This window comes from Candidatus Polarisedimenticolia bacterium (assembly GCA_035764505.1).
In the GTDB taxonomy this organism is placed as follows: domain Bacteria; phylum Acidobacteriota; class Polarisedimenticolia; order Gp22-AA2; family AA152; genus AA152.
Genome location: DASTZC010000098.1, coordinates 1 through 5,817, shown reverse-complemented (window position 1 = coordinate 5,817; position 5,817 = coordinate 1). Strand labels below are relative to the sequence as shown.

General features: G+C 67.3%; 4 protein-coding genes. 2 read left to right on the top strand and 2 right to left on the bottom strand.

Features of this window, described 5'->3' with window-relative positions; all coding sequences use genetic code 11:
• Together VFW45_06595 and VFW45_06590 are read right to left on the bottom strand one after the other, a co-directional pair.
• A partial coding sequence (locus VFW45_06595; protein ID HEU5180440.1) for an NAD(P)-binding domain-containing protein occupies positions 1–114 on the bottom strand: 114 nt, incomplete at its 3' end.
• A 540-nt stretch (positions 115–654) separates the two neighbouring features.
• The gene (locus tag VFW45_06590) at positions 655–3,336 is read right to left on the bottom strand and encodes a protein kinase (protein ID HEU5180439.1); all 2,682 of its coding nucleotides are present in this window, start codon (positions 3,334–3,336) and stop codon (positions 655–657) included.
• Between the two features lie 85 nt (positions 3,337–3,421).
• Here VFW45_06590 and VFW45_06585 point away from each other — a divergent pair, with 85 nt between their 5' ends.
• Positions 3,422–3,928: a hypothetical protein gene (locus VFW45_06585; GenBank protein HEU5180438.1), complete on the top strand. Its 507-nt coding sequence runs from the start codon at positions 3,422–3,424 to the stop codon at positions 3,926–3,928.
• On the top strand, positions 3,925–5,817 hold a 1,893-nt coding region (locus tag VFW45_06580; GenBank protein ID HEU5180437.1), incomplete at its 3' end, for a GDSL-type esterase/lipase family protein. The genes VFW45_06585 and VFW45_06580, both read left to right, overlap by 4 nt.

Below are 5,817 nucleotides of genomic sequence, written 5' to 3'. Positions count from 1 at the left end.
TTCCGACAGCTTCTCCGGCGATCGAGTCCCCATGATCACCTCGTGCCCATGCTTGACGAACCCGCCGGCGAGCGATTTTGCGACGTCTCCTGAACCCAGCACTCCTACCTTCATCATGCGCCTCCCTGGGAATCTCGCTTTCTTGAGTATCGACGACCGGCTGAACCTGCCCTCACATTCTCCTATTCCTGCGCCGAGGATAATCCTCGAGACTGCCGATCTCCAGAAACCGTTACAACGTGAGCCCGGGCAGGGGCACCCTTGGACGCGACGGCAAAGAGCGGCCGCGCGTCAAGGGCCGGCACTTGATCTTGGGGAAGCTGGTATTCGCTCGGAGGAGATTGAGTGAGTCAATCGCGCGGGCAGGTGCACCGCGAGTCAATGGCCGAAGCTGACCTTGGAGGAGCTCTACTCCATGGACGACGATCGGGTTAGGCTTGAAACCGATCCTGGCAAAGACATCATGACCTTGCGCGGGGCTCAGGCTCGAAGCTGAGCGTGCCAGGCAGGATGTTCACTTGGACCTCGAATCTCACCCGATATCCGCCAGGGATTGCCAGCTTCCCTAAGCTCAAGTGTCGGCCGTTGACGCGCGGCCGCTCTTTGCCGTCGCGTCCAACGGTGCCCCTGCTCGGGCTCAGGCTCTCAGGAGAATCAGCGAGTCTTGCGCTGGGGGAAGGCGACGCCGGGGAGGCCCTCGGCCATCATGAAACTTCTCAATATCTCGCTGCGCGCCACGATAAGCCGCGTGCCATCGGGGGAGACGCCGAAAGACTCCGGGACGTACTCGGGGTCGAAGCCGGTGAGCGGACGCCGGGTGGAGGCCGTGTCGCGGCCGGGAGCCAAATCCTGGGAGTAGATCCCCCAGCTGCCGTGCGCATCCTGTCCGATGAAGGCCAGGAGTCCGTCGGGCATCCAGCGGCTGCGGCCGCCGAAAATGGCACCGAAGGTGCCGAGATTCGTGATCTCGGGAGCTTCTTTCTCCAGGCTGGCGACGTAGAGGTTGCTGTTGGTCGGAGTCGACCAACGGAAGGCTAAGTAGCGTCCATCCCGCGAGACTTCCGGGATGCCGAAGCTGCCCGACACCAGGCGGGTCGCTCCGGTGCCGTCGGGGCGGATTCTCCAGATCCCCGACTTGGCCGGATTCGACGAGGCGTAGATGATCCACTTCCCGTCGGGCGTGGCGACCGGGTTCTCGGCGTCCAGCCCGTCGTCGCTGATCTGGCGGGCGCCGGTGCCGTCGATGCCGGAAATCCAGATCTCGAAGTGGCCGGAGCGGTTGGAGCTCCAGAGGACGCTCTTGCCGTCGGGGGTGAAGCCGGGATCCCAGTCATCGGCGGCGTCGTCGGTTAGCCGGCGCAGGGCCGCGGTCGAGCGCGAGACCAGCCAGAGATCGAGGTTCCCGTTGCGGGTGGAGGAGAAGAGAATCCACTCGCCGTCGGGCGAGTAGGCCGGCTGGCGATCGATACAGTTGCCGCGCGTGAGGAACCTGTCCGGCGGCAGGGGAGCCTTTCCCGCCATCGTCACCTCCATCAGGTTCTGGCGCGTCATGACCGAGGTCACCAGGATCCGTCCCGGCCCCGCAACCTCCAGATCCGGCGTGAAGGTGGGAATGGTCATCAGGACCTTGGATCTTCCGGAAGCGGGCTCCTGGCGGACGATGCGGCTGCTGCCGCCGCGCGACGGGCCGGCCACGATGCTGTCCCGGATGGCATAGAGGAGGGCCTCGCCCGCCCCCGACCAGGAGACCGTCGACATGTCCCCCGCGGGAGGCGGCGGGTCCATCGTCCGGCTCCCTTTGCCGCCGGCGTCGGCGAGCAGGATCGAGGTGAGCGTGTTCTGGGTCCCGGCCTGCGTCGCCGCGATGGTCGAGCCGTCCGGCGACCATCGGGGACCCACCAGGACGTTGCTGGCAACGTCGGCAATCTCGCGCACGTCGCGGCCGTCCACCCCGGCAGTCCCCAGGATGAAATGGACCGTCTGGTCGACCCTCCGATCGCGCACGAAGGCGATACGCGATCCGTCGGGAGACCAGTCTCCTTCGCTGGCGCCATCAAGAAGCTTGCGCGGCTCGCCGCCCACCACCGCCACCTTGTAGAGCGCGTTGCCCCCCGCCTCGGCGCGCGCGAACAGGATGGTGGCCCCGTCGGGCGAGAAGCGCGGCCGGGAATCCGACCCCGCCGTCAGGGCGACCTCGTCGCCGGCAGGGAGCTGCTTCAGCCAGATCCGATTCTTGCCGTCGCGGTCCGAAGTGAAGGCGAGAAGCTTGCCGTCGGGAGAAGCCGCGGGATCGAGGTCCCGGCCCGAATAGCTGATGTAGGAAAGGGTCGGAGGGGAGCTGTCCGGCGTCCGCGACCACCAGGACGAGATCGCGGCGCCGGCGACAACGCCGACGAGCAAGCCGGATGCGATCAGAGCCGCCGTCCGTAATCCCGAAGCTCGTCCCGGAGCTGGCGCCGGGAGCGCCGTGGCCGTTCCGGATCCCGAAGCCGACTCCAGGTTGAACGCCAGGTCCCGGGCCGACTGGAAGCGATCCTCGGGCCGCTTCTCGAGGCAGTGGCGGACCACTCCCTCCAGCGCCGGAGGAATCGGCCGCGAGACCGCCGATAGCGGCGGCGGATCTTCCTTGAGGATGGCGCTCATCGTCTCGATGGCGGTGTCGCGCTTGAAGGGAGAAGCGCCGGAGAGCATCTCGTGCAGGACGACCCCGAACGAGAAAATGTCGGAGCGGTGGTCGGCGTCGGCGCCGCGCACCTGCTCGGGCGACATGTAGCCGGTCGTCCCCATCACCACGCCGGGATGGGTGCCGGCCGGCGTTGTGGGTAAGCTGGTCAGCGGCGCGCCGCTCGCTTCCGGCTGGAGCAGCTTGGCGAGGCCGAAATCGAGGATCTTGGCGTGGCCGTCGCGCGTCAGGAAGAGATTGTCGGGCTTCAGGTCGCGGTGGACGATTCCCTTGGCGTGGGCAGCCGCGAGACCACGCGCCACCTGAACGGCAATCTCCACGGCGCGCCGCGGCGTCAGGTCGCCGCTCTGGATGCGATCGCGCAGCGTTTCCCCTTCGAGGAGCTCCGAGACCACGAACGGCGCGCCGTCGTGGATGCCGATGTCGTGGATCGAAAGCACGTTGGGATGGTTGAGCGCGCCCGCTGCCCGGGCTTCCTGCTCGAAGCGGCGCAGGCGGTCGGCGTCCCCCGAGTAGCTGGGCGGCAACACCTTGATGGCGACTTCGCGCCCCAGCCGCGGATCGCGGGCCCGGTACACCTCCCCCATGCCTCCCGCGCCGATGGGGGCAATGATTTCATAAGGACCGAGGCGGCTTCCGGAGGCGAGCGGCATGTTGGCGCGAGATTATACAGAACCCTGCGCGGCATAGGGTGTCTTGACGCAGGTTCCCGCGGCGGCGCATGATGACGCTACTTCGATGAGAATTCTGCGGATTTTCTATCGGCGGCATCGCCAGGTCGCATCGATCGCGGCCCTCGCCGCGCTCTTCACCCTGGCCGCCGTGCCGGTCGGCACCTTGCAGGGACAGTGGAAGCTGGTCGAGCAGCGCCGCGGCGAGAAGACGGCCAACAACGCTCCCGTCGACAGCCCCGTGCGCCTCGAGTTCCTGATCCTCGGCGGCAAGCTGCAGGGGCGGATCTGGGCGGGAGAGGATCGCGATGCCTCCCAGCCCTGGCCCGCCATGATGGCCGACAACGGCCCGGTGCGTGTCGAGCTGAAGGATCTCTCGATCGATTCGCGCACGCAGCGGGCGCGGGCGAGCTACGTGGTCAAGCCGTCGGGCACCGGCGGCGAGACCCTCGAAGTCGTGGAAGCCTATGCCCTCGCCGATGACGGACGATCCCTGGCCGGCACCGTCACCGTCACCGACACCACCAGCCGCGGAAGCTACACGCTGTATCGTCGATTCGCGAGGGAGAGGTGAAGCGGCGCTTCCTCGTTCTGGCCGCGTTGCTGCTGGCCGCCGCCTTTCCGGCGCTCGCCCAGAGCGTCTCGGGATCGGCGTACGAGGACCGCAACGGCAACGGCAAGAAGGACGCGGGCGAGCCGGTTATTCCGGGGGTCAGCGTCCGGATGGTCGGACGCGTCGATGCCGGCGGCTCGATCGACTCCACGATTCTCACCGACGGCGCGGGCAACTTCCTCTTTTCTCCCGGCAACGGCTGCTACATCCTGCAATCCGCCGATCCATCGGGCTGGCGCCTCTCGTCATCACGCTGGGACGGCTTCCCGCAGTCGACTCCCGGCTACACGGCGCCGGTCGGCCAGCCGCGGCTGGCCAAGCTGGACCAGGGGCTCGCAAACCTGCTGAGTGGCTCCTACCCGATCGCGGCGATGGGGGACAGCATTGCGCGGAATTTCAATGCCTGCACATTCCCGACGGCGTTCACCTATACCACCCAGGTGCAAGCGCGCCTCGCCTGTGCCGTGGGCGTCACGGTGGCGAACAACCCCAACTGGCCGATGGACGGCGCGGCCGTCCTCGGTGAGCACACCGACGATCTCCTCGTGGATGACACGAACGACCACAATAATGTCTTCCGGATCTTCGAGACCCAGCCGAAGCTGATCACGATTTCCAGCATCGGCAACGACATGCTGAGCGTGGACCCGGCCTCCGCGACTCCGACGCAAGCCGAGGTGAACCGCGCCCTTGCCGAGATCCTCGACTCGCGCCAGAACCTGCAGGAGATCCTGTCCTCCCTGACCTCGCAGGTGCCCGGGGCCGACATCGTCCTGAACAGCCTTTACGACAACGAGGCGGATCATTGCTCGACCAGCAATCCGAGTCTTTTTCATCGCACCTGGCTGCCGATCGTCGACCGCATCCTGCGCGACCTGGCGTGGGGGCAGACCCGCCGCGTGACAATCAACGAGATGGCGGCGGAGTTCGCGCACGAGGACCAGCTGGGAGCCTGCACCGGCTTCGAAGGGAAGATCTGCCACGACATCTTCGGGCTGGACGGCATTCACCCTACCGCCGCGGGCTACCAGATCGCGCGTGAGAAGCTCTGGGAGGCGGCGGGCGGAGCGAACCTCGGGCCCAAGGACGGCCTGTCGCGGACGTCGATCGGCGGCGTCGACTATGGCTTCCTGCGGCGGGTGCGCCGGCTCCTGCCGACGGTGGCGGAGACGCGCAACGGCGCGACGGTCCTCAATCCCTCGGCCGCTTTCAGCGATCAGGACGGCGGAGCCGCGGCATCGATTACCCTGGGTGCCGGCACGGAGGAGTTCCGTCTGTCGGGGTTTTCCACCTGGTACGACGAGATCCAGATCGTGCGGGCGGTGGCGGGAGTGCGCTACCGGGTCACCGGGACGGTCGCCGACGACCTCTACCGCATGGAGGCATCGGTGACCGATCAATTCCGGCCGCCGGTGGGTCACAACTACACGCCCACGGCCTGGAACTTCTTCACTCCGATCGTGGGAGGCGGCGGCCCCACGCAGCCGCCGGACGAGGACCCGGCCTATCCGACCGAAAAGGTTCTGGCGGTGCCGCAGCCGGCGACCAGCCGGGAAGTTTCGGCGCTGCTCACCAAGAACCCGACACTGGCGGGGGGCGCGGCGGAGTACGACTGGCCGGCCGTGACGCAAGCCGATCTCGCCACCACGACGATCCGCGTGGCAGCTGCTCCGGTGGCCGGGACGGCGGGCAACGACAACTATCAGGTCATGCTCGATGCCGCCTGGCTGGATCTCTACGGCTGGGAGAAGCCGCGGCCTCCGGAGGTCTCGGGGACCGGAGGCGGCGGCGGGTCGCAGGCGATCACCGTGGATCAGCAGGCGGACGGGACCCTGGTGGTGACCTTCGAT

Bases quoted from the DNA above. Each gene is read 5' to 3' on its own strand.
- VFW45_06585 (HEU5180438.1), top strand. From the start codon at position 3,422: ATGAGAATTCTGCGGATTTTCTATCGGCGGCATCGCCAGGTCGCATCG.
- VFW45_06590 (HEU5180439.1), bottom strand. From the start codon at position 3,336: ATGCCGCTCGCCTCCGGAAGCCGCCTCGGTCCTTATGAAATCATTGCC.